The sequence below is a fragment of the Xanthomonas sp. NCPPB 3174 genome (assembly GCF_056725205.1).
In genome coordinates this window covers 1799541-1823856 of record NZ_CM161517.1, presented here as the reverse complement: position 1 = coordinate 1823856, position 24316 = coordinate 1799541, and the positions used below count along the sequence as shown (strand labels likewise).

Annotated in this window: 15 protein-coding genes; 3 read left to right on the top strand and 12 right to left on the bottom strand. The window is 69.3% G+C overall.

Annotated elements, in window-relative coordinates:
- Nucleotides 1-12: 12 nt before the first annotated feature.
- From AC1PK7_RS07985 to AC1PK7_RS07960, 6 genes are all read right to left on the bottom strand, one after another.
- On the bottom strand, nt 13-1590 hold the full coding sequence (locus AC1PK7_RS07985; protein WP_420009509.1) for a DHA2 family efflux MFS transporter permease subunit: 1578 nt from the start codon (nt 1588-1590) through the stop codon (nt 13-15).
- Nucleotides 1587-2840, bottom strand: coding sequence for an HlyD family secretion protein (locus tag AC1PK7_RS07980; RefSeq protein WP_481100423.1), 1254 nt, complete (start codon nt 2838-2840; stop codon nt 1587-1589). Before AC1PK7_RS07980 ends, AC1PK7_RS07985 begins: the two co-directional genes overlap by 4 nt.
- Nucleotides 2841-3399: 559 nt before the next feature.
- Nucleotides 3400-4521 carry a polyamine ABC transporter substrate-binding protein gene (locus AC1PK7_RS07975; protein WP_481100422.1) on the bottom strand — a complete coding sequence of 374 codons (1122 nt, stop codon included), beginning with the start codon at nt 4519-4521 and terminating at the stop codon, nt 3400-3402.
- Nucleotides 4522-4611: 90 nt separating this feature from the next.
- Entirely contained in the window at nt 4612-5976 is a 1365-nt protein-coding gene (locus tag AC1PK7_RS07970; RefSeq protein ID WP_481100421.1) for an aspartate aminotransferase family protein, read from the bottom strand.
- A gap of 934 nt (nt 5977-6910) precedes the next feature.
- Nucleotides 6911-8293, bottom strand: coding sequence for a glutamine synthetase (locus tag AC1PK7_RS07965; RefSeq protein ID WP_019801651.1), 1383 nt, complete (start codon nt 8291-8293; stop codon nt 6911-6913).
- Nucleotides 8294-8298: 5 nt separating this feature from the next.
- Nucleotides 8299-9054 carry a gamma-glutamyl-gamma-aminobutyrate hydrolase family protein gene (locus AC1PK7_RS07960; protein ID WP_481100420.1) on the bottom strand — a complete coding sequence of 252 codons (756 nt, stop codon included), beginning with the start codon at nt 9052-9054 and terminating at the stop codon, nt 8299-8301.
- A gap of 244 nt (nt 9055-9298) precedes the next feature.
- On the opposite strand from AC1PK7_RS07960, the gene AC1PK7_RS07955 reads away from it, so the two are divergent.
- The 3 genes from AC1PK7_RS07955 to AC1PK7_RS07945 all read left to right on the top strand — a co-directional run bounded on the left by AC1PK7_RS07955 (nt 9299) and on the right by AC1PK7_RS07945 (nt 13483).
- Complete coding sequence (locus AC1PK7_RS07955; RefSeq protein WP_481100419.1) at nt 9299-10678, top strand: glutamine synthetase family protein; 1380 nt, start codon at nt 9299-9301, stop codon at nt 10676-10678.
- A gap of 113 nt (nt 10679-10791) precedes the next feature.
- Nucleotides 10792-12066 carry an NAD(P)/FAD-dependent oxidoreductase gene (locus AC1PK7_RS07950; protein ID WP_481100418.1) on the top strand — a complete coding sequence of 425 codons (1275 nt, stop codon included), beginning with the start codon at nt 10792-10794 and terminating at the stop codon, nt 12064-12066.
- A 79-nt stretch (nt 12067-12145) separates the two neighbouring features.
- Nucleotides 12146-13483: a GGDEF domain-containing response regulator gene (locus AC1PK7_RS07945; protein ID WP_481100417.1), complete on the top strand. Its 1338-nt coding sequence runs from the start codon at nt 12146-12148 to the stop codon at nt 13481-13483.
- Here AC1PK7_RS07945 and AC1PK7_RS07940 read toward each other — a convergent pair.
- The 6 genes from AC1PK7_RS07940 to fdhD form a co-directional block, all read right to left on the bottom strand.
- Nucleotides 13464-14744, bottom strand: coding sequence for an MFS transporter (locus tag AC1PK7_RS07940; protein WP_481100416.1), 1281 nt, complete (start codon nt 14742-14744; stop codon nt 13464-13466). The genes AC1PK7_RS07945 and AC1PK7_RS07940 overlap by 20 nt on opposite strands.
- A 94-nt stretch (nt 14745-14838) precedes the next feature.
- Entirely contained in the window at nt 14839-15774 is a 936-nt protein-coding gene (locus tag AC1PK7_RS07935; protein ID WP_267106964.1) for a diguanylate cyclase domain-containing protein, read from the bottom strand.
- Nucleotides 15771-20621, bottom strand: coding sequence for a PAS domain S-box protein (locus AC1PK7_RS07930; protein WP_481100863.1), 4851 nt, complete (start codon nt 20619-20621; stop codon nt 15771-15773). Before AC1PK7_RS07930 ends, AC1PK7_RS07935 begins: the two co-directional genes overlap by 4 nt.
- Before the next feature lie 243 nt (nt 20622-20864).
- A complete protein-coding gene (locus AC1PK7_RS07925; protein ID WP_150411198.1) occupies nt 20865-21131 on the bottom strand; it encodes a hypothetical protein in 267 nt (88 codons plus the stop codon).
- Nucleotides 21121-23469, bottom strand: a complete 2349-nt coding sequence (locus tag AC1PK7_RS07920) for an FdhF/YdeP family oxidoreductase (protein ID WP_481100415.1) — start codon at nt 23467-23469, stop codon at nt 21121-21123. The genes AC1PK7_RS07925 and AC1PK7_RS07920 overlap by 11 nt, the downstream gene beginning before the upstream one ends.
- Nucleotides 23466-24305, bottom strand: coding sequence for a formate dehydrogenase accessory sulfurtransferase FdhD (gene fdhD, locus AC1PK7_RS07915; protein WP_481100414.1), 840 nt, complete (start codon nt 24303-24305; stop codon nt 23466-23468). Before fdhD ends, AC1PK7_RS07920 begins: the two co-directional genes overlap by 4 nt.
- Nucleotides 24306-24316: the final 11 nt, after the last annotated feature.

The window sequence follows — 24316 nt, the reverse complement described above, 5'->3', positions numbered from 1 at the left end:
GCCATGGAATCCTCAATGCATCGCGAGCGGAGCGCCGCCCTTGGGCAGCGGCTTGAGCAGGAACGCCAGCGGGATCGTGCAGACCACGATCACCCCGAAGATCCAGAACAGGTCGTTGTAGGTCATCACCAGCGCCTGCTGTTGCACCAGCCGCGCCAGTTGCGCCAGCGACTGCATCGCCGCGCCGGCGCCGGAGGCCGACTGCAACTGCGCGGCGACGCCGTGCAGGTAGTCCTGCGCCAGCGGCGAATTGGCGGTGGTGCCGCTGCCGAGCATCTGCGTGTGGAACACCATGCGCCGCTCTTGGAAGGTGGAGATCAGCGCCAGCCCGATCGAGCCGCCCATGTTGCGCGCAGCGTTGAACAGGCCCGAGGCGTCGCCGGCCAGGTCCGGCGGCACCGAGGAGATCGCCGCCTGGTTGAGCGACATCATCGCCAGCGCCAGTCCGCAGCCCTGCAGCAGCTGCCCGACGACGAAATGCATGCCGACCGACTCGGCGGTCAGATGCATGTTGACGAAACAGGCCGCGGCGAAGCAGCTCAACCCGCCCAGCACCAGCACGCGCACGTCCACCGTGGTCAGCAGCTTGGGCATCATCGGCATCAGCAGCACGGTGGGGATGCCCGACAGCAGCACCACGTAGCCGGACTGCTCGGTGTTGTAGCCGGAGATCACCGCCAGGAACTGCGGGATCATGTACATGACCCCGAACAGGATCATGCCCACCGCCATCACCATCACGAACACCGCGCCGAAACTGCGCTGCAGCAGGATCGACAGGCGGATCACCGGCTGCCGGCTGAGGAACTGCGAGCCCACCAGGGCGATGAAGCCGACCAGCGACACCACGCTCAGCAGCACGATCTCGGTGGATTCGAACCAGCGCTCGCGCTGGCCCTCCTCCAGCACCACGGTCAAGGCGCCCAGCCCCGCGGTCAGGCCGAAGATGCCGAGCCAGTCGGCGTCGAGCAGCCCGCGCAGGTACATGCGCTCGTGCGGCAGCCCGAGCAGCAGCAGCGCCACCAGGCCGGCGCAGACCGGCACGTTGAGGAAGAACGCGTAGTGCCAGCTCACGTTCTCGGTGAGCCAGCCGCCCAGCAGCGGCCCGATCACCGGGCCCAGGATCACGGTCATGCCGAACAGCGCCGTGCCCAGGGTCTGCTGCGCCGGCGGCAGGCGCGTGGCGACGATGGTCAGCGCGGTGGGGATCAGCGCGCCGCCGGCGAAGCCCTGGCCGACGCGGCCGAGGATCATCATGGTCAGGCTGTTGGACAGCCCGCATACCACCGAGAAGAAGGTGAACAGCAGCGCGCAGATCAGCAGGAAGTTGCGCAGCCCCAGGGTGCGCACGAACCAGCCGGTCAGCGGGATCATCACGATCTCGGCGACCAGGTAGGAGGTCGAGATCCAGGTGCCCTCGGTGCCGCTGGCGCCGACCTCGCCCTGGATGGTCGGCAGCGCGGCGTTGACGATGGAGATGTCCAGCGTCGCCATGAACGAGCCGATGGTGCCGGCGGCCACCGCCAGCCACGCGCCGGTGTCGGCCTTTTGCGGCGCCTGCGCGCCGGCCGCCGCGGCCGCTTCGCTCACGGGGTGCGCCCGCGCGGGGCGACCGCATCCTGGCCCTGCGCGTCTTCTTCCTCCACGCGCTCCTTGGCGTCCTTGGCGCTGCGCGTATCGACCGTGACCGTGACCGACATGCCCGGCACCAACACCTTGCGCGCCTCGGAGCCGGCCTTGAGGCGGATCCGCACCGGCACCCGCTGCACCACCTTGGTGAAGTTGCCGGTGGCGTTCTCCGGCGGCAGCAGCGCGAACTGCGACCCGGTACCCGGGGCGATGCTCTCGACCACGCCATCCAGCTCCACCCCGGACAACGCGTCGACCTCGATCCGCGCCGGCTGCCCCGGCCGCATCAGCCCGACCTGGGTTTCCTTGAAGTTGGCGCTCAGGTACAGCGCCTCCACCGGCACCACGCTCATCAGCCGGGTGCCGGCCGCGACGAACTGGCCGACCTGCACGGTCTTGTCGCCGATGCGGCCGGCGATGCGCGCGGTCAGGCGGGTGTCCTCCACCGCCACTTCCGCCTGCGCGGCGTCGGCCTGCGCCTGCACCAGCGCGGCGCGCGCCTGGTCGAGCTGGGCGCTGGTGCCCTGCACCTGGCTCTCGGCGGCGACCACCTGGGCCTTGGCCGCGTCGAACTGCGCCTGCGCGCGGTCGCGGTCGTGGAGGATGCTTTCGTAGCGTTCGTGGGTGTCGGCGCCGGACGCGGCCAGCGGCCCAAAGCGCTTGGCCTCGCCCTGGGCAAAGCGCAGGCTGGCGGCCGCCGCGGTCACCTGGGTGCGCGCCTGCAGCAGGCTGGCGCGCTGCGCCTGCAGCCCGGCCTCGGCAGCGGCGATGTCGGCCTGGCGCACCGCGATCGCGGCCTGCGCCTGCTCCAGGGTGGCGCGGTAGGTGCGCGGGTCGATCTCCAGCAGCGGCTGCCCGGCGGTCACCGTCTGGTTGTCGCGCACGTACACCGCGGTGACATAGCCATTGACCCGTGGGGCCACCGCCACCGTGTCGGCCTGCAGGTAGGCGTTGTTGGTCTCCTGCAGGTAGCGGCCGGTGGTGAGGTAGTAGATCAGCCACACCACCAGGCCGATCACCACCAGCAGGCCGATCAGCAGCAGGGTCCATTTGACCTTGGGGTTCTTCAGCGGCGACGGGGTGTCGGCCTTGCCGGCGTCGTCGCCGCGCGCGTCGTCCCGGCGCTTGCCGGCCTGGCCCTGGTCGTCATGGGCGTCGTGCGCGGCGGCCTGCCGCGGCGCCTGCGAGGAGTCTGGGTCGTGGTTGCTCAAGTCGCTGATTCCTGGGGAGAGGAAGAACGTCGCCGGGTCGGGACGGCGACACCACCAAACGGTAGCGTACGCCGGCCGGCGCATTATTTGTACCGGCGAGTACAGAGTATGTGAGCATCTTGTGGCGGTGGCGCTGCGGCGTCTGCGCGAGTGCGGATGCTGGGCGGCGCCAGACCCGGCCGCCTGCGTCGAGGGAGCGATTTCCCGGTCGCTCAGCCCGATGGGGCGCCATGCGCAGAGGCGCCCTTCGGCCGCGAGACGAGGCGCTAGCGGGAAGGCCCGTCGCGGCTGAAGCCGCTCCTACGGGAGAGGGTGTTGCCCGCGCCGATCAAACGGGAGAGCTTGCCGCCGCGGGACCTGCGCGCTCAAGCAAACGTCGTAGGAGCGGCTTCAGCCGCGACGGGCGAAGACGCGATGCGTCCCAGGCAGCATCGCGTCGGGACTGAAGTCCCTCCCACAACAGCCGCTTGCACTTGGCATGGCCGACTCGGGCAAGCGTGTCGTGCTGCCCCGCCCGGATCAACGGCAACACATCGCCCGGGACCACACAGCCAGCGGCTCAGCGGCCGGTCTTGATCTCCGTCCACAGTCGGGTATACAGCTTGTCCACCTCGGGTGGGTTGATCGAGTAGGTGAACATCTTCGCGGCCACTTCCGGCGGCGGATAGATGGTGGGGTCGTTGCGGATCGCCGCGTCCACCAGCGGGGTCGCCTGCGGCACCGGGTTGGCGTAGTGGATGAAGTCGGTATTGGCCGCGGCCACCTTCGGCGTCAGCAGGTAGTTGATGAACGCGTAGGCGTTGTCCGGGTGCTTGGCGTCCTTGGGGATGGCCAGCATGTCGAACCACTGCGGCGCGCCTTCCTTGGGAATCGAATAGGCCACGTGCACGCCGTTCTTGGCTTCCTCGGCGCGGTCGCGGGCCTGGATGATGTCGCCGGACCAGCCCACCGCCAGGCAGGTGCTGCCGTTGGCCAGCGAGGTCACGTACTGCGAGGAGTGGAAGTTCTGCACGTAGGGGCGGATGCGCTTGATCAGCGCCGCGGCCTGCTCGATCTTGGCCGGATCGGTGCTGTGCGGATCCTCGCCCAGGTAGTGCAGCGCGATCGGGATCAGGTCCGAGGGCGTGTCCAGCAGGGTCACGCCGCAATCCTTGAGCTTGGCCAGGTTCTCCGGCTTGAACACCAGGTCCCAGCTGTTGGCGATGTCGGTGCTGCCGAACGCGGCCTTGACCTTGTCCACGTTGTAACCGATGCCGGTGGTGCCGACCATGTATGGCACGCCGTACTTGTTGCCCGGGTCCTGCTGCGCGATGCGCTGCATGATCTGCGGATCGAGATTGGCCAGGTTCGGGATCTTGCTCTTGTCCAGCGGCAGGAACACCCCGGCCTGGATCTGGCGGCCGAAGAAGTTCAGCGTCGGCACCACCACGTCGTAGCCGCTGCCGCCTGCGAGCAGCTTGGTCTCCACCATCTCGTCGCTGTCGAAGACATCGTAGGTGACCTTGATGCCGGTCTGCTTCTCGAAGTCGGGAATCGTGTTCTCGGCGATGTAGTCCGAGTAGTTGTACACGTTAAGCACCTTCGCCTCGCCCTGCCCCGCCTTGTCCGCATCGCTGCCGGAGCCGCCGCAGCCGGCGAGCAGCGCCGTGGCCAGGGAAAGAGTGAGCAGTCGCAAGGTCATGGCAGGTCTCCGCGGGTCCATGGGCAAGAGGGGGAAGGATCGGCGACGCGCGCCGGTCCGGAGGACGGTCCCAGACTACCCAGCGCCGGGCTATTTGCCCAGGGCCTGCGCGGTGTCCTCCAGCGCCCGCCAGGCCTTGTCGAACAGTTCGTCGACCTGGGCGCGGCTGAGGATCAGCGGCGGCGACAGCAGCATCGCATCGTGGGTGGCGCGCAGGATCAGGCCGCGGCGCAGCGCGTTGTCGCGGCACAGGGCACCGACCTTGCCGCGCTCGGGGAAGTAATGCCGCCGCGGCTTGTCCGGCACCAGCTCGAGCGCCCCGATCATGCCGACGATGCGCGCCTCGCCGACCAGCCGGTGCTCGCCCAGCTCGGCCCAGCGCTGCGCCAGGTACGGCGCGATCTCGCGGCGCGCGCGTTCGACGATGCCCTCGTCCTGCAACAGGCGCAGGTTCTCCAGCGCCACCGCCGCACACACCGGATGGCCGGAATAGGTGCAGCCGTGCGCCAACTCGCCACCCTGCTCCTTCAGCACCGTGGCCACGCGCGTGCCGAACATCGCCGCCCCGAGCGGGATGTAGCCGGAGGTGATGCCCTTGGCGATGGTCATCACGTCCGGCTGGAAGCCGAAGTGTTGCGACCCGAACCATTCGCCGGTGCGGCCGAAGCCGCAGATCACCTCGTCGGCGACCAGCAGCACGTCGTAACGGCGACAGATACGCTCGATCTCCGGCCAGTAGCTGCGCGGCGGGATGTACACGCCGATCGCGCCCATGATCGGCTCGCCGATGAACGCCGCCACCCGCTCCGGCCCCAGTTCCAGGATCTTCTCCTCCAGCCTGCGCGCGGCCAGCAGCCCGTACTCCTCCGGATCCATGTCGCCGCCGTCGCCGAACCAGTAAGGCGGATCGATGTGGTGGATGTCGGGGATCGGCAGGCCGCCCTGGCGGTGCATGCCCTTCATCCCGCCGAGGCTGGCGCCGGCCATGGTGGTGCCGTGGTAGCCGTCGTGGCGGCCGATGAAGATGGTCTTCTGCGGCTGGTCCTGCACGGCCCAGAAGTGGCGCAACAGGCGCAGGATGGTGTCGTTGGCCTCGGAGCCGGAGTTGGTGAAGAAGGCATGGTCAAGGTCGCCCGGCGCCAGTTCGGCGAGCTTGGCGGCCAGGCGGATGGTGGGTTCGGTGGTGCACTGGAAGAAGCTGTTGTAGTACGCCAGCTGCTCCATCTGCCGCGCGGCGGCCTGGCCCAGTTCCTTGCGCCCATAGCCGACATTGACGCACCACAGGCCGGCGAAGGCGTCCAGTAACTGGTTGCCGTCGGCGTCCCAGACGTAGGCGCCGTCGCCGCGGGTGAGGATGCGGGTGCCTTTCTGCGCCAGGGCGCCGTTGTCGTTGAACGGGTGCAGGTGGTGCGCGGCATCCAGGTCCTGCAGGGCGCGCGTGTCGATCGGGTCCATGTCCACTCCAATGTTGGTACCAAAGCCGCAAACGAGGCCAAGCTTTGCTGCTGCTTTTGCTGTTGCTGCTTTTGCTGTTGCTGCTTTTGCTGTTGCTGCTTTTGCTGTTGCTGCTCTTGCTGTTGCTGCTGTTGTTGCTGTTGCTCTTGTTTTGCTTTTGACTTACCGGGTTCCCTTCCGAAGCGGCGGCCGTGTCGGGGAAAAACCCCGAAGGGGCGGCGCACATGGATGTGCGCCGTTCGCGGCAGGGGCAGGATGCCCCTTCCGCGAATCCCCGGCATGGGCGCGGACCCGGAGCGCGTTAGCGCGGAGGGCGCGAGGCAGGGTGTGCTTTCTTTTGGTTACTTTTCTTTGCACAAGCAAAGAAAAGTGACTCGCCGCCAGGCGAAAGCTTTGCTCTTGCTCCAGCTGATGCGGAGACGGCCGCTGGATCGTAGGAGCGGCTTCAGCCGCGACAGCGAGAGCCAATTGTGCCTGTCGCGGCTGAAGCCGCTCCTACATATCTTCTCGTCCGACAGACAAACTTCAATCAACAGCAATAGCAACAGCTAAAGCTTTAAAGGCTTTCGCCCTGTCGGGCGAGTTACTTTTCTTTGCTCGCGCAAAGAAAAGTAACCAAAAGAAAGCGCGCCCTGCCTTCGCGCCCTCCGCGCTGCGCGCTCCGGGTCCGCGTCCATCACGGGGATCCGCGGAAGGGGCATCCTGCCCCTGCCGCGGACGGCGTACATCCATGTACGCCGCCCTTCGGGTTTTTCCCCGCGATGGCCGCCGCTACGGAAGGGAACCCGGTAAGGCAAAAGCAACATCAACGTCCGGAGCAAGAGCAACGTCAGGAGCAAAAGCAAAAGCAAAAGCAAAAGCAAAAGCGACAGCAACGGCAACGGCAACGGCAACGGCGACGGTGATGTTCTGGCTGGCTGGCGCGAATCGCCCCCTACACGTTCAACAACAAAAACTCCCGCTCCCACGAACTGATCACCCGGAAGAACGTCTCGTACTCCTTGCGCTTGACCGAAATGTACGCCCGCACGAAGCGCGGCCCCAGCAACTCCTGCAACGGCGCACAGCGCTCCAGCTCGTCCAGCGCCTCGCCCAGCGAACGCGGCAACTGATAGCCCATCTCCTTGCCGCTGCCGGTGGTCGGCTCGGTCGGCTCGAGCTTCTCGCGGATTCCGAGCAAGCCGCAGGCCAGCGTCGCCGCCATCGCCAGATAGGGATTGGCGTCGGAACCGGCGAAGCGACTCTCCACGCGCATGTTCTCGATCGTGTCGATCGGCACGCGCAGGCCGCAGGTGCGGTTGTCGAAGCCCCACAGCACGTTGCTCGGCGACACCTCGCCGAACATCAGCCGCCGGTAGGAATTGACGTTGGGCGCGAAGAACGCCATCGCCATCGGCACGTACTTCTGCAAACCCGCCAGGTAATGGGCGAAGGTGCGGCTGTACTCGCCGGCGCGGCGGCCGCTGAAGACGTTCTTGCCGTGCTTGTCCACCAGGCTCTGGTGGATGTGCATCGCACTGCCCGGCTCGTTCTCCATCGGCTTGGCCAGGAACGTCGCGTAGACGCCGTGGCGCAAGGCCGCCTCGCGCATGGTGCGCTTGAACAGGAACACCTGGTCGGCACGCGACAGCGCGTCGTCGTGGGTGAAGTTGACCTCCAGCTGCGCCGCGCCGGATTCGTGGATCAGCGTGTCCACGTCCAGCTCCATCGCGTCGCAGTAGTCGTACATCAGGTCCAGGATCGGGTCGAACTCGTTGACCGCGTCGATCGAGTAGGACTGCCGCGCCGTCTCCGGGCGTCCGGAACGGCCGGCCGGCGGCAGCAGTGGAAAGTCCGGATCGGTGTTCTTCTGCACCAGGAAGAACTCCAGCTCCGGCGCCACCACCGGCTTGCAGCCGATCGCCGCATACGCCGCCAGCACCCCGCGCAGCACGTTGCGCGGCGCCAGTTCGTGAGGCTTGCCTTCCTTGGTGTAGCAATCGTGGATCACCTGCGCGGTGGGGTCGGCGGCCCAGGGCACCATCCGCACCGTGTCCGGGTCCGGGCGCAGTTGCATGTCCGAATCCGACGGCGAGGTCAGGTCGTAGTAGTCGTCCGGGTAATCGCCGGTGACGGTGGTGGCGAAGATGCCCTCGGGCAGCCGCGTGCCGTAGTCGTGCGAGAACTTGGCGGCGGGAATGATCTTGCCGCGGGCGTTGCCGGTGATGTCCGGCACCAGGCATTCGACCTCGGTGATGTGGCGTTCCTTGAGCCAGCGCCGCAGCGAGCTTTCCTGCTGTTCCGGCGTGTGCTTGCGCGATCGGGGTCGACTGGCCATGGGACTCAGTGCCTGCGGGTGGCCGCATAGTGGCGACAGGCGTCGCCGAAGGATTGGAAGATGCCGAGATAGAACGCGTCGTCCAGCACCCGCCACTCCGGATGCCATTGCACGCCGAGCAGGAAGCCTGGGCCGATGCCGCGGAAGGCCTCGATCAATCCATCCGGCGCCAGCGCCTCGACGATCAGGTCGCCGCCGAGCCGGGCCACGCCCTGGCCATGCAGCGAGTTGACCCGTACCCGCCCGCGGCCGGCGATCTCCTCCAGCCAGCCGCCTTCGCTCAGCGTCACTTCGTGCGCCGGCGCGTACTGCGCTTCCAGCGGCGCCTGCGGATCCTCGCGGTGATCGGACAGCCCCGGCTGCGCATGCACCTTCTGGTGCAGGGTGCCGCCGAGGGCGACGTTGACTTCCTGGAAGCCGCGGCAGATCGCCAGGATCGGCAGGCCCAGCGAGATGGCCTGCGGAATCAGGTCCAGCGTGTTGGCGTCGCGCGCTGGGTCGTGCAGGTTGCCGAGCCAGCTCGGCTCGTCGCTGTAATGATGCGGTTCGATGTTGCTGACCGCGCCGGTCAGCAGCAGGCCATCGAGCCGGGTCAGCCAGGCGCGGGCATCGACCGGCGGCTGCAGCGACGGCAGCAGCACCGGGGTCACCCCCGCACCATCGACGGCGGCGCGCAGATACTTCTCGCCCGCGGCCAGGAATGGATGCTGGCCGATGAGCTTGCGGTCGGTCGGCACGCCGACCAGGGGCGATACGGCCATGCGAAGAACTCGTGTGGCGTCGTCGCAAGTTACCGCGGGCGTTTTATTTTTACAACACGACGCAGTGCGGAACGCAGCACAGACTGCATGCGCGGCGCGCGCATTGCGCACGCAACATGGTGAAATCTTGCCGCAGCGTGACGACAGCACGTCCGACCATTGGCACAGCGCGCCCCGCGGCTGTTGAGTATTCTTGACGCCATGGCGCTCTGCTAAGCTCGAAGCACTCCCGCAGTCCGCCGCGATGACCCGCATGCACGATGCTCCGCTGCTGTCCCCGGACGACGCCCAGACCCTGCAGCGCATCGCCGGCTGCGAGCAGATCGATCTGCTGCTGCCGGACTGCAACGGCCTGCTGCGCGGCAAGCGCATCGCCCGCGACGCGTTGGACAAGGTCTACCGCGACGGGGTGTGCCTGCCGATGTCGCTGATCGCCACCGACATCACCGGCAACACCGTCGAGGAAACCGGGCTGGGCTACGACATCGGCGACGAGGACCGGCTGTGCGTTCCGGTGTCGGGGAGCCTGCGGCCGGTGCCATGGGCGCCGGTGCCGTCGGCGCAGTTGCTGCTGACGATGCAGGACGGCGCCGGCGGCGCGCTCGACTTCGCCCCGCGCCAGGTGCTGGCGCAGGTGCTGGCGCGGCTGCAGGCACGCGGGCTGACGCCGGTGATCGCGGTGGAACTGGAGTTCTACCTGTTCGATCCGCGCGCCGATGCGCACGGCCGCCCGCAGCCGCCGCTGCATGCCCACAGCGGGCTGCGCAGCGACAGCACCCAGGTCTATTACATGCAGGAACTGGACGACCAGCGCGGCTTCACCGACGCGGTCGCGCAGGCCTGCCGCGCGCAGGGCATCCCGGCCGACACCGCGGTCGCCGAATACGCGCCGGGCCAGTTCGAGATCAACCTCAAGCACCGCGCCGATGCCCTGGCCGCCTGCGACGATGCGGTGCTGCTCAAGCGCGCGATCAAGGCGATCGCGCAGCAGCAGGGACTGCTCGCCAGCTTCATGGCCAAGCCGTTCGCCGCGCAGTCCGGCAGCGGCCTGCACCTGCACGTGAGCCTACTGGACGGTGCCGGCGACAACGTGTTCGCCTGCACACCGCAGGCGCCGGCCGCGCTCTTGCGCCATGCCATCGGCGGACTGCAGCACAGCGCCGAGGACTGCCTGCTGCTGTTCGCCCCGCACGCCAACAGCTACCGGCGCTTCGTCGCCAACGCCTTCGTCCCGCTCAACGACAGCTGGGGCTTCAACAACCGCACCGTGGCGATGCGGGTACCGCACAGCGACCCGGCCAACACCCGCATCGAACACCGCATCGCCGGCGCCGACGCCAACCCCTACCTGGTCGCCGCGGCGGTGCTCGCCGGCATCGAACACGGCCTGGCGCACGGCCTCGATCCGGGGCCGCCGACGCAGGGCAACGCCTACGCCCAGCACGCCGCACGCGAACCGGACTGGCGCGGCGCGATCGGCCGTTTCCTGGACAGTGATTTTGCCGCCACCTACTTCGGCACGCGCTTCCGGCATATCTACGGCCAGCAGAAGCGCCGCGAGCTGCTGGATTTCCAGGCGCAGGTCAGCGATGTGGACTATCGCTGGTATTTGCGCACGGTTTGAGGAGCGGGGATTGGGCATTCGGGATTGGGGATTCGCTACAAGCAGATTTCCGCCAGCCACAGGTCCATCACGCGCTCGCTGATCTTAATCCCCAATCTCCAATCCCGAATCCCATGCCTGCCCCCGCCCGCAACTGGTACACCGACAGCGCCGCGCCGTTCCCCGCGCAGGAACCGCTGCGTGGGCGCGTGCAGGCGGATGTGTGCATCCTCGGTGCCGGCTATACCGGGCTGAGTGCGGCGCTGGCGCTGGCCGAGGCCGGGTATCGGGTGGTGGTGCTGGAGGCGCAGCGGGTCGGCTGGGGGGCGTCCGGGCGCAACGGCGGGCAGGCCATCGTCGGCTACGGCTGCGAGCAGCACACCCTCGAAGCCCTGCTCGGCCAGGACGATGCGCGGCTGCTGTTCGATTTCTCGCGCGACGGCATGCACCTGCTGCGCAGCCGCATCGCCCGTCACGGCATCGCCTGCGACTGGCGCGACGGGCATGCGCACGTGGCGATCAAGCCGCGCCAGGAACGCGCATTGCGCGCCGGCATCATCGAGATGGCGCAGCGCTACGACTATCCGCTGCAATGGTGGGACCGCGCGCAGTTGCAGTCGCAGTTGCGCAGCCCGCGCTATCTGGGGGCGATGTACGACGCCGCCAGCGGCCACCTGCATCCGCTGGAGTACGCGCGTGGCCTGGCGCGGGCGGCGCTGGCGGCCGGCGTGCGCATCCACGAGCAGACGCCGGTCACGCAGCTGCTGCGCGGCGCGCGGCCGATCCTGCGCAGCGCGCACGGCGAGGTCGAGGGCGAGTTCGCCATCCTCGCCGGCAACGCCTGGCTGCGTGGCATCGCCCCGGAGCTGGAATCGCGGATCATGCCGGTCGGCACCTACATCGGCGCCAGTGCGCCGCTGGGTGAGGCGCTGGCGCGCGAGCTGATCGGCAACGACATGGCGGTGGCCGACGTCAACTGGGCGCTGGACTACTTCCGCCTCAGCCGCGATCACCGGCTGCTGTTCGGCGGCCGCGCCAGCTATTCCTCGCTGCCGCCGCCCGGCCTGCGCGGGGTGATGACCCGGCGCATGCGCCAGGTGTTCCCGCAACTGCGCCGGGTGGAGATGGAGTCGGTGTGGGGCGGCTACGTCGACATCACCCGCAACCGCGCCCCGCACTGGGGCCGGCTGACCCCGAACGTGTACTTCGCGCAGGGCTTCTCCGGCCACGGCGTGGCCGCCACCGGCCTGGCCGGCGCGGTCATCGCCGCGGCGATCGGCGGACAGGCGCAGCGGCTGGACGTGTTCGCGCGGATTCCGCACGCGCCCTTCCCCGGCGGCCGCCTGCTGCGTACGCCGCTGCTGGTGGCGGCGATGTCCTGGTACAAGCTGCGCGACGCGCTGTGGTAGCCGTCGCGCGCCCCTCAAGTTTGCGCGCGCGCGGCCGCTAACCGGGTTCCACCCCTGGATTGCCGCCCGCGAGGCCTGCATGTCGCACCCGTTGTCGATCGCCCCGATCGCCCCCGACGGCAGCCCCGCACAGCAGCGCATCCTGCTGGTGGAAAATTCTCGGACCTTCACCGACCTGCTGCGCGCGGCGATCGCGCAACGGGTCGAACTGCCGGTGGTGGTGGTCTCCACCCTGGCCGAGGCGGCCGCCGCGCTGGACGACGGCGGCTCCTGGTTCCTGGCGCTGACCGGGCTGGTGCTGGCCGATGGCGACCGCGACGCCGTGGTGGACTTCTTCGTCGCGCGCGGCTTGCCCACGGTGGTCGTGAGCGGGGTCTACGACGAAAGCCTGCGCAAGCGCATCCTGACCCAGCAGATCATCGACTTCGTGCTGAAGAACGCGCCGGACAGCATCGACTACCTGGCCTGGCTGGTGCAGCGACTGGCGCGCAACCGCGCCATCACCGCGCTGGTGGTGGACGACTCGCCTTCGGCGCGCGCCTACGCCGCCTCGCTGCTGAAGATGTATGGCTACCGCGTGGTCGAGGCCGCCGACGGCGCCGCCGGGCTGCGCGCGATCGAGGCCAACCCGTCCATCCGCCTGGCCGTGGTGGACCAGGAGATGCCGGGCATGGAAGGCGTGGAATTCACCCGCCGGCTGCGCACCTTGCGCGCACGCGACATGCTGGCGGTGATCGGCCTGTCCGGCAACAACGACCCCTCGCTTGTGCCGCGCTTCCTCAAGAACGGCGCCAACGACTTCCTGCGCAAGCCCTTCTCGCGCGAGGAGTTCTTCTGCCGGGTCTCGCAGAACGTGGACCAGCTGGAGCTGATCGGCACGCTGCAGGACCTGGCCACGCGCGATTTCCTCACCAGCCTGCCCAACCGCCGGCACTTCCTCGAACAGAGCCAGCGCATGCTGCCGCAGTGGCTGGCGCGGCAGGAACCGGTCAGCGTGGCGATGCTCGACATCGACCACTTCAAGCACATCAACGACACCTGCGGCCACGAGGCCGGCGACGAGGCGCTGCGCGCGGTCGCCGCGACCCTGGCCGCGCACGCGCGCCCGCAGGACATGGTGGCGCGCTTCGGCGGCGAAGAGTTCTGCATGCTGGTGCCGGGCCTGGACGCGGCCGCGGCCACCGACTATTTCGAGACCCTGCGCGCGCGCATCGCCGACCTCAAGATCCCGCTGGGTACGCAGACCCTGCGCCTGACCATCAGCATCGGCGTCAGCAGCAGCGGCCCGCAGCGGCAGACCCTGCATCCGCTGCTGACCGAGGCCGACAAGTATCTCTACCTGGCCAAGGCCGGCGGCCGCAACCGGGTCGAATGCGCACCGCCGCCGGAACCGGCGCTCAGCGACGCGGCCGCCTGATCGCCAGCAGCGCCAGCAAGGTCAGCAGCGCCGCCGCGCTGAGGTAGTAGCCGACCCACGGCAGGCCGTACTGCTTGGCCAGCCACACCGCGACATACGGCGCCGGCGCCGCGCCGACGATGCCGGCCAGGTTGAACGCCAGCGAGGCGCCGGTGTAGCGCACCGGCACCGGGAACAGTTCGGCCAGCAGCGTGCCGCAGGGGCCGTAGGTCAGGCCCATGAAGAAGAAGCCCAGCGCCAGGAAGGCCAGCACCTGCCAGGGCTGGCCGGCCTGGAACAGCGGCGCGAACAGCAACCCGAATGCGACGATCGCCACGGTGGCCACCAGCATCGCCGTGCGCGTGCCGCGGCGGTCGCCATACCAGGCCGACAACGGAATGCCGGCGGCGAAGAACAGGATGCCGACCATCTGCAGCAGCAGGAACTGCTCGCGGCTGTAGTGCAGCGTTTTGGTGCCGTACTGCAGCGCGAACACCGTCATCAGGTAGAACAGCACGAAGGTCGCCAGCACCGCGAACGTGCCCAGCAGCGTCGCGCCGATGTGCTGCGAGAGCACCGTCTGCATCGGCAGACGCACGCGCTCGTTGCGGTCCAGGGCGCGCTGGAAATCCGGGGTCTCGTGGATGCGCAGGCGCACCCATAGCCCGGTGATCACCAACAGGGCGCTGGCGACGAACGGGATGCGCCAGCCCCAGTGCAGGAACTGCGCCTCGTCCAGCAGCGCGCCCAGCAGCAGGAAGATGCCCGAACACAGCAGGAAGCCGAGCGGCGCGCCCAACTGCGGGAACATGCCGTACCAGGCGCGCTTGCCCGGCGGCGCGTTCTCGGTGGCCAGCAGCACCGCCCCGCCCCACTCGCCGCCCAGGCCCAGGCCCTGGCCGAAGCGGCACAGCACCAGCAGCGCCGGCGCCCACAGGCCGATGCGCCCGTAACTGGGCAGCAGGCCGATCAGCACGGTGGACAGGCCCATGGTCAGCAGCGCCGCCACCAGGGTGGCCTTGCGCCCGATCCGGTCGCCGAAATGGCCGAACAGCGCCGACCCCAGCGGCCGCGCGACGAAGGCCACGGCGAAGGTCGCCAGCGACTGCAGCTGCGCCGCATCGGCATCGCCTTCGGGGAAGAACAGCTTGGGAAACACCAGCACCGCGGCGGTGGCGTAGATGTAGAAGTCGAAGAACTCGATGGTGGTACCGACCAGGCTGGCCAGCAGCACGCGACGCGGCGAATTCACGGGCGGAACGGGAGACGCGGCAACGGTCATGGAGGCGACATCGACAGGCAATCGGCCGATTCTGGCAGATCGGCGAAGCTGCGACGCGCTTGGTTGCGCCGGCAACGATCGCCTGCGCAATGCATCACGCCACGCTGGCCTGCGCGCGACCGCCCTGCTTGGCCAGATACAGTTGCGCATCGGCCTGCGCCAGCAGCTGCGCGGCGCTGATCTCGGCCTGGGGCAGCGCCACCGCACCGCCCAGGCTGATGCTCACGCATGGCCCCAGCGGCGAAGCCGCATGCGCCAGTTGCAGTTCGGCGACCCGCTGCAGCATGCGCTGCGCCACCTCGCGCACCCCCTCGGCCTCGCTGCCCGGCAGCAGCGCCACGAACTCCTCGCCGCCGTAGCGGGCCAGCAGATCGTGCGGGCGCAGCACGCAGCCGGCCAGCGCCTGGGCGACGGCGCGCAGGCAGCCGTCGCCGAGTTGATGGCCGTAGTGGTCGTTGTAGCGCTTGAAGTAGTCCACGTCGATCATCAGCGCCCCGCAGGGCTTGCCTTCGCGCAGGCAGGCCTGCCAGTGCGTGGCCAGGGCCTCGTCGAACCGGCGACGATTGGCCACCCCGGTCAGCCCATCCAGCAGCGCGACCTCGCGCAACAGATCGCTCTGCAGCTTCATGATCAGATGGTTCTGCACCCGCGCCCGCACCACCACCGGCTGCACCGGCTTGCTGATGAAATCGGCGCCCCCGGCCTCCAGCGCGGCGACCTCGTCCTCCGGCGCATCCTGCCCGGTGACGAACACCACCGGAATGTCCGCCGTCGCCGGGTCGGCCTTGAGCCGACGGCAGACCTGCAGCCCGTCCAGCTCCGGCATCATCACGTCCAGCAGCACCAGGTCCGGCGGCTGCTGCTGGCACAAGGCCAGGGCGCGCGCGCCATCCAGCGCCATGCTGACCTCGCAGGCGTCGCGCAGCAGTTCGTGCAGCGCGTGGATGTTGATCGGCTGGTCGTCCACGATCAGCACGCGCGGGCGCCGTCCCTGCGGGGCGAGGCGTCGGTAGGCAGCGAAATCGCTCATGGGGAAGCGGTCTCCAACAGGGTGTTCAGGGTGACGAGAGCGTCGTCGAAACGCAGCGCCTGCACCTGCTCGCGCAGCCGCAGCGCGTCGCCGGCCTGGGCGCCGGCGATGGCCGGCGGTGCCTGGGAAAGCAGGGTCAACGCGGCCAGGTCGGACTGACGCAGCAGCGGTTCCAGCGCACGCAACCAGGGCTGCAGGGGCGCTTCGGTCATGGCGTTCGTCGCGGCAGGCGGCGTGGGCGTGCGCAGCGGCGCGGCCGCGGCGCGCAGCGCGTCCAGATCCTGCGCGGCCACCGCGTGCAGCGCCGCCAATGTCGCCGCCGCGTCGGGCAGCTGCCCGCCGCGTGCGTCCTGCTCCAACGCGGCGGCGGCCTGCGCCAGGTCGGCGGCACCCAGCGTCGCCGCGCTGCCTTTCAAGGCATGTGCGGCATCGGCGCTGGCGCCGGCATCGCCCTGCCGCAACGCCTCGTCGACCCGCTGCAGCAGCGTGCGGTGCTCCTCGGCGAAAGCGTCGAGCATGCGCACGAACAGGCCGGCGTTGTTGCCGAACCGGGCCAGGATCGCATCGAGCGCCACCGGTGCAGGCGGCGCCGGCGGCGTGGCCGGAGCTGCCGGCGCAGCGGCGCGGCCGCTCAGGCGCAGCAGCGCTTCCACCATCTGCTCCAGATCGATCGGCTTGCCGATATGCGCATCCATGCCCGCCGCCAGGCAGGCGTCGACGTCGTTCTGCGCGGCGTTGGCGGTCATCGCCAGGATCGGCAGCCGCGCGAAACGCGCGTCGGCGCGGATGCGCCGGGTCGCCTCCAGGCCGTCCACGCGCGGCATCTGCATGTCCATCACCACCACGTCGAAGACCTGGCCGCTCTCGCGCACGCACTGCACACCGGACAGGCCGTCCTCGGCCAGCGCCACCTGCGCGCCCTCCGCGCACAGCAGTTCCTCGGCCACCTGCCGGTTCAGCGCATTGTCCTCGACCACCAGCACGCGCAGCCCGGGCAGGCGCGCCACACGCTGCGGCGCCGGCGCTGGCGCGGCGATCCTGGCGTCGCCGTTCCAGGCCCGCTCCAGCGCTTCGATCACCTGGCACGGCGTCACCGGCTTGACCAGGTGATCGGCGAACGGCGGCGACACGTGGCCCTGGGTCTGGCCCAGCAGTTCGCTCTGATAGGCGGTCAGCATCAGCACCAGCGGCGGCACGGCGCACATCGCGCGCAGTTGCGCCGCCGCGGTGACGCCATCGATGCCGGGCAGGCGCCAGTCCATCAACACGGCGTCGTAGCGTGCGCCCGTGCGCTCGGCCGCGAGCGCATGCGCCACGGCCTCCTCGCCGCTGGCGACGCCGTCCACCCGCCAGCCGCATGCGCCCAACGCATCGGTCAGCACCTCGCGCACCAGCGCGCTGTCATCGACGACGAGCACATGCCGCGGGCGCGCGCAGCCGCATCCAGCACCCGCCTCGGCGTTCGCATCCAGCACCAGCGGCAGGTCGAACCAGAATCGGCTGCCCTCGCCGAGCACGCTGTGCACCTGCAGCTCGCCACCCATCATGCCGATCAGGCGCCGGCTGATCACCAGGCCCAGGCCGCTGCCGCCGAAGCGGCGGCTGATCGAGGCCTCGGCCTGGGTGAAGCTATGGAAGATGCGCTGCTGCTGCTCGGCGCTGATGCCGATGCCGGTGTCCTCCACGATCATCCGCAGGGTTACCGTCTGCGCCTGCCGCTGCAGCAGCTCCACGCGCAAGCGCACATACCCGTGCTCGGTGAACTTGAGCGCGTTGCCGGCCAGGTTGATCAGCACCTGCTGCAGGCGCAGCGCGTCGCCGATCACCCGGTCGGGGATGCCACGATCGAGCTGGTAGACGATCTCCACTTCCGGCCGCTGGTGATTGCCCGCCAGCACCACTGCCAGGTCACGCAGCAGTTCCTCGATGCGGAACGGATGCAGGTCGAGCTGCAGCTTGCCAGCCTCGATCTTGGAGTAGTCGAGGATGTCGTTGAGCAGGCTCAGCAGCGACTTGCCGGCCTTCTGCGCCTTGCCCACGTAGTCGTCCTGGCGCGCGTCCAGCGCGGTGCGCTGCAGCAGCTGCAGCATGCCCAGCACCGCGTTCATCGGCGTGCGGATCTCGTGGCTCATGTTGGCCACGAACGAGGACTTGGCCTCGCTGGCCTCGTCGGCGCGTGCCTTGGCCTGGCGCAGTTCCTGCTCGGCCTGCAGTTGCGCGCTGATGTCGCGGTTGATGCCGATGACCCGGGTGACCCGGCCCTGCGCATCGCGTTCGGTGTGCGCGCCGGCCTGGATATGCCGCAGGCTGCCGTCGCTGCGCTGCACGCGGAACACCGGGTCGTAGACCGTCCCGTGCACCACCGCCGATTGCAGGCTGGCCTCGGTCATCGCGAGGTCGTCGGGATGCACTTTCACCCGCCAGTCGGCATAGCGCAGGCCGCTTTCCCGCAGCGCCGCAGGCCACTCGTACAGCTCGTACATGCGCTCGTTGCATTCCAGCGCGTCGTCGCCCGGCGTCCAGGTCCAGATGCCGAGCTCGGCGGTGTCGGCGGCCATCGCCAGTTGGTCGTGCGCGCGGGTCAGCGCCTGGCGCTGGCGATGCCGATCGGTGATGTCGGCGATGACGCCGACCAGCAGGCATTCGCCGTCGATCCACATCGTACCGAGGCTGATCTCGATCGCGAACGCGTCGCCGTTCTTGCGCAGCGCCTGCAGTTCGCGGGCGCTGTCGACGCGCTCCGGCCACGCGCCTGCCGGCGGCACGTCGGCCGCCATCGCCGCGTGCAGGCTGGGCGCAACCTCGGGCATCAGCCGGCTGACGTCCTCGCCGACCAGTTCGTCGGCGCCATAGCCGAACACGCGTTCGCCGGCGCGGTTGACCGAGCGTACCTTGCCGCGCGCGTCGAAGGTGATGATGGGGTTGACCGCGGTGTCCAGGATCGCCTGGGTTAGGGCCATGCTGCGCGCCAGCGAGCGCTCGGCCGCCTGCCGTTCGCTGATGTCCAGGGCGATGCCCAGGTAGCCGGAGAGTTCGCCCTGTCCGGTGCGGATCGCCGTGACCACCAGGCTCACCTGGCGGGTCGTGCCGTCGCGGCGCACATACGTCCACTCGCGGATTTCGGCACCATCGCGCTCGGCCTTCTCCACGAACACACGGAAACCTTCCACCGGATGCCCCAGCTCGGCGGCCAGCATCGCGCCGCGGGCGGCCACCTCCTCGGCCAGGTGGAACGTGCCGGGCGTCAGCGTGCCGACCACGTCCTCGCGGCGGTAACCGAGCAGGCGCTCGGCGCCGGTGTTGAACAGGGTGATGGTACCGTCGCGGTCGGTGGCGATGATCGACACTTCCGAGGCGGCGCTCAGCACGCCTTCGAGCATCGCGGTGCTGCGGCTCAACTCGGCGGTCCGCGCCGCCACCTGGCTTTCCAGGGTCGCGTTCAAGGCCAGGATCTGCGCCCGCGCGGCCTTTTGCTCGGAGATGTCGCGCACCGTCTTGGACGCGCCGATCGGCCGGCCTTCGGCGTTGTAGATCGGCGATACGCTGACCAGCACGTCCAGCAGGCGTCCGTCGGCATGCCGGCGCACGGTTTCGAAGTACGGCACCTCCTCGCCGCGTCCGATCCGCCGCAGCACCGATTCTTCCTCGTGCATCAGGTCCGACGGCACGATCAACTCGCCCAGCCGCCGCCCTATCGCCTCGGCCTCGCTGAAGCCGAACAGCTGTTCGGCGGCCCGATTCCAACTGGTGACCACGCCCTCGAGCGTCTTGCCGATGATGCCGTCGGCAGAGCTTTGCACAACGGCGACCAGGTTCGCCTGGTCGCGGGCGATCTGCCGGCGCCGCAAATGGTTGCTGCACAGCGCGAACGCCAGCGCCGCCGCCAGCACGCTGAGCAGCGCACCGCCGAGTAGGACGGCGCGCACCGACCACGGTGCGCTGGCGGCCACGAACGCGGGCCCGGCAACCACGCGCATCTGCCAGTGCCGCCCCATCACCTCGCGCCGCAGCACGACCTGCGGCGCCTGCGCCGGAGTGGGCTGAACGACATTGCGATAGAACGCAGTCGCCTCGACGTCGCCTCCCTCATCGCTCAGGGTCAGTTCGACCCGCTCAGAATCCAGATTCAGCGCGTGCATCACCTGCGACATCAACAGCGGCACATAGGTCCAGCCGACCAGTTCGCGCTGACGCTGTGCCGCGGTCGACGGCGTCGCGGCGCTGCGATACACCGGCAGCAGCAACAGGAACGCCTGCGCCCGCTGCGCGCCGGCCTGCACCAGCGTGATCGGCCCGGTCAAGCGCGATTCTCCGCTCAGCGCCGCCGCCAAGGCCGCGCGGCGCCGCGAAGGCTCCGAGGCGATATCCAGACCCAGCGCGGCGGCGTTATCGCTCACCGGCTCGATGTACTGGATGACGAAGCGATCTCCGCTGTGCGGCGTCAATTGCCGGATGCGGAAGTCCGCACGACCCAGTGCCCGCTCGGTGGCGACGAAGCGCTCCTGGTCGGCCTGCGCGACGCGACGGATGAAGCCGAAGCCACGCGCGCCCGGAAACTCGCGGCGTATGTCACGGCTCTGGCTGTAGCGCAGCACCTGCTCGCCATGCAACGCATCGCCGGCAGTGATGACCATGCCGCGCATACCGCGCAAGCCATGATCATAGTTTGCCAGTCCCTCTTCGATACGGGCGAAGACGGCGCGTGCCTTGCCATCCAGTTGCGCCTGCACATGCCGCGCATTGGCCCGCTGCAGTTGCAAGGCCACGACCGCGGTGATCGCCATGCCGATCAGCAGGGTCGCCAACGACCAGTAGAACGGACTGCGCTTGAACGGCAACGGGGACATGGTCACGCCCCTCCCTGGAGCGCTGTGTCTATGGATCGGGTAATGCACCCGTGGTCGCCGCGCCAGTGGCCGGCCTGGCGGGCATAGCGCGCCAGCGGCGCTGCGTGATCGCCTCATCGGCACGGCGCTGGCGAACTTGATCGCGTAAGTGCAGGAAAAGGCGGCAACATGCACCACGCACCGACGCGCGAGGCGCGTCCCGTGGTAGGTATCACAGGATTGGCCGCGCGACGGCGGCCTCGTTTACCGGGCGACAGCGCTCGCGGCCAGCGCGGCCGTGCGGCCCGCCTCGGTGAGGATGGCCAACTCGCGCTCACCACGACGCTCCACCCGCACCCAACCCGGTCCCGCCTGCCCGGCCAGTTCGGCATCGCCGAGCCAGGCCAGGGTGCGCAACAGCACGCTCATGCGCACGTCCAGGCGCTTGCACACGCGCGCCAGTGCCATGCCCTCCGGCGCCTCGGCCAGCAGGGGCAGCAGGCGCGCGGTCAGCAGTGGATCAGCGGACAAGCGCGACTCCGATGTCGCGCGGGGCCGCTGCGGCGGCGGCGGCCAGATGCGCAGTGACCACTACCGGAATCGACTTGGAGGTCGGCGTGCGCGCCTCGTCGGCGAAGCTGGACAGGGGCACCAGTGCGTTGGTTTCGGGGTAATAGGCCGCCAGGCAGCCGCGCGGGATGTTGTATTCGACCAGCATGAAGCGCTTGGCCTGGCGCGGCACGCCGTCCTCGCACAGGCTGTGCAGGTCCACCCAGTCGCCGGCGCGCATGCCCAGGTCGGCGATGTCGGCGGCGTTGATGAACAGCACCCGGCGCTCGCCGAACACGCCGCGGTAGCGGTCGTCCAGGCCGTAGATGGTGGTGTTGTACTGGTCGTGCGAGCGCGTGGTGGCCAGGGTGAACACCAGTTGCCCGGGATGCTGACGGCGCGCGCGGTGGATCGGGTTGTCGGTGGGCACCGCATGCACCTTGAACACCGCGCGGCCTTCGGGCGTGTCCCACACGCGGTCGCGCGCACCGTTGGACAGGCGGAAGCCGCCCGGCACCCGCACCCGCGCATTGAAGTCGGCGAAGTCGTCGAACATCTGCCCGATCAGGTCGCGGATGCGGTCGTAATCGGCCACCAGCCAGCGCCAGCGTACCGCGCTGCGCGCGCCGAGCGTGGCCTCGGCCAGGCCCGCCACGATCGCCGGCTCGGACAGCAGGTGCGGCGAGGCCGGCGGATTGATGCCGCCGGACAGGTGCACCATGCTCATCGAATCCTCGACGCTGACGTGCTGCGGCCCGCCCTCCTGGATGTCGATCTCGGTGCGCCCCAGGCACGGCAGGATCAGCGCGTCGCGGCCGTGCACCAGATGGCTGCGGTTGAGCTTGGTGGTGACGTGCACGGTCAGTTCGCAGCGGCGCAGCGCGCGGTGGGTGGCGTCGGTATCGGGCGTGGCGGTGGCGAAGTTGCCGCCCATGGCGAAGAACACCTTGGCGCGGCCGTCGGCCATCGCCTCGATCGCGCCCACGGTGTCGTAGCCGGGCGCGCGCGGCGGGGCGAAGCCGAACACCGCCTGCAGCCGGTCCAGGAACGCCTCCGGCGGCTTCTCGTAGATCATCATGGTGCGGTCGCCCTGCACGTTGCTGTGGCCGCGCACCGGGCAGGCGCCGGCGCCGGGACGGCCCAGATGGCCGCGCAGCAGGAGCAGGTTGGCGATCATCTGGATGGTCGCCACCGAATGCTTGTGCTGGGTGATGCCCATGCCCCAGCAGGCGATCAGCCGCTCGGCCTTGAGGTAGATCTCGCCGGCCTTGCGCAGTTCGGCCTCGCTCAGCCCGGACTCCTCGACGATGGTGTCCCACGGCTCGGCCGCGACCTCGGCGGCGAAGGCCTCGAAGCCGACGGTGTGACGCGCGATGAACTCCAGGTCCAGCAGCCGCGGCTGGCCGCCGCTGGCCGCCTCGGCGTCGCGCTCCAGCACGTGCTTGATGATGCCCTTCACCGCCGCCAGGTCGCCGCCGATCTTGAGCTGGAAGTAGTCCGAGGAGATGCGCGTGGAACCGTTGTGCAGCATCTGCAGCTTGTCCTGCGGATCGGCGAACTTCTCCAGGCCGCGTTCGCGCAGCGGATTGAACGAGACGATCGCCGCGCCGCGCTTGGCCGCCTGGCGCAGTTCGCCGAGCATGCGCGGATGGTTGGTGCCGGGGTTCTGGCCGAAGATGAAGATCGCATCGGCCAGCTCGAAATCCTGCAGCGACACGGTGCCTTTGCCGACCCCGATCTGCGCCTTGAGCGCGGTGCCGGACGGCTCGTGGCACATGTTGGAGCAGTCCGGGAAGTTGTTGGTGCCGAACTCGCGCACGAACAACTGGTACAGGAACGCGGCCTCGTTGCTGGTGCGGCCGGAGGTGTAGAAGATCGCCTCGTCCGGCGAGGCCAGCCCATTGAGATGCCGGGCGATCAGCGCGAACGCCGCGTCCCAGTCGATCGGCACGTAGTGATCGGTGTCGGCGTCGTAGCGCAGCGGCTGGGTCAGCCGGCCCTGCCCTTCCAGCCAGTAGTCGCTGTAGCGGGCCAGTTGCGCCACGCTGTGCTGGGCGAACAGTTCGGGCGTGGCGCGGCGTGCGGTGGATTCGGCGGCCACCGCCTTGGCGCCGTTCTCGCAGAACTCGAAGGTCGAGGTGTGGTCGCGGTCGGGCCAGGCGCAGCCGGGGCAGTCGAAGCCGTCGGGCTGGTTGGCGTGCAGCAGGGTCTTGGCGCCCTGCACCGCCACGTCCTGCTCCATCAGATGCTTGGCCACGGCGCGCAACGCGCCCCAACCGCCGGCCGGTTGCGTGTAGGGCTGGATGGTCTTCTTGCTCATGCGGGCTCTCCGGCGGGTTCGGTCTGCGCTAGGCGCTGCGGATGGCTGTAGACGACGTAATCATGATCGCGGGCGAAGCCGATCAGGGTCAGGCGGGCGCTGTCGGCGAGCGCGATGGCCAGCGCGGTGGGTGCGGAAATGGCGGCCAGCAGCGGGATGCCGGCCTGGGTGGCCTTCATCGCCATTTCGTAGCTGGCACGGCTGGTGACCACCGCGAAGCCGGCGCCCGGGTCGAGGCCGGCGCCGGCCAGCGCGCCGATCAGCTTGTCCAGCGCGTTGTGGCGGCCGACATCCTCACGGATCAGTTGCAGCTCGCCCTGCGCATCGGCCCAGGCCGCGGCATGGGTGGCGCCGGTGAGCGCGTTGAGTGTCTGCCGCGCACGCAAGTCGCGCAGCGCCCGGGCCAGCGCCTCGGCCGCGATCGGCACGCCGGCCGGCACCGCACGCGGCGTGCGCAGCACCGCCTCCAGCGACTCGCTGCCGCACACGCCGCAGCCGCTGCGCCCATCCAGGTTGCGGCGCCGCGCCTGCAGTGCGGCGGCCTGGGCCGGCGGGATCCGCAGGCGCAGCGACACGCCTTCCAGATAGGTTTCCACCGCCTCGATGCGCAGCTGCGCCGGCGTCGCGACGATGCCCTCGCTGAGCGAGAAGCCCAGCGCGAAATCCTCCAGGTCTTCCGGCGTGGCCATCATCACCACGAACGGCGTGTCGTTGTAGGCGAACGCCACCGGCACCTCGGCCGCGACCAGGTCCTGGGCGACGGCCGTGCGCCCTTCGCGGTGGCGACGCACGCCGCGCGCGACCGCACCTGGCCTGGATGACGCACCCGAATACATCGCGACCCTCC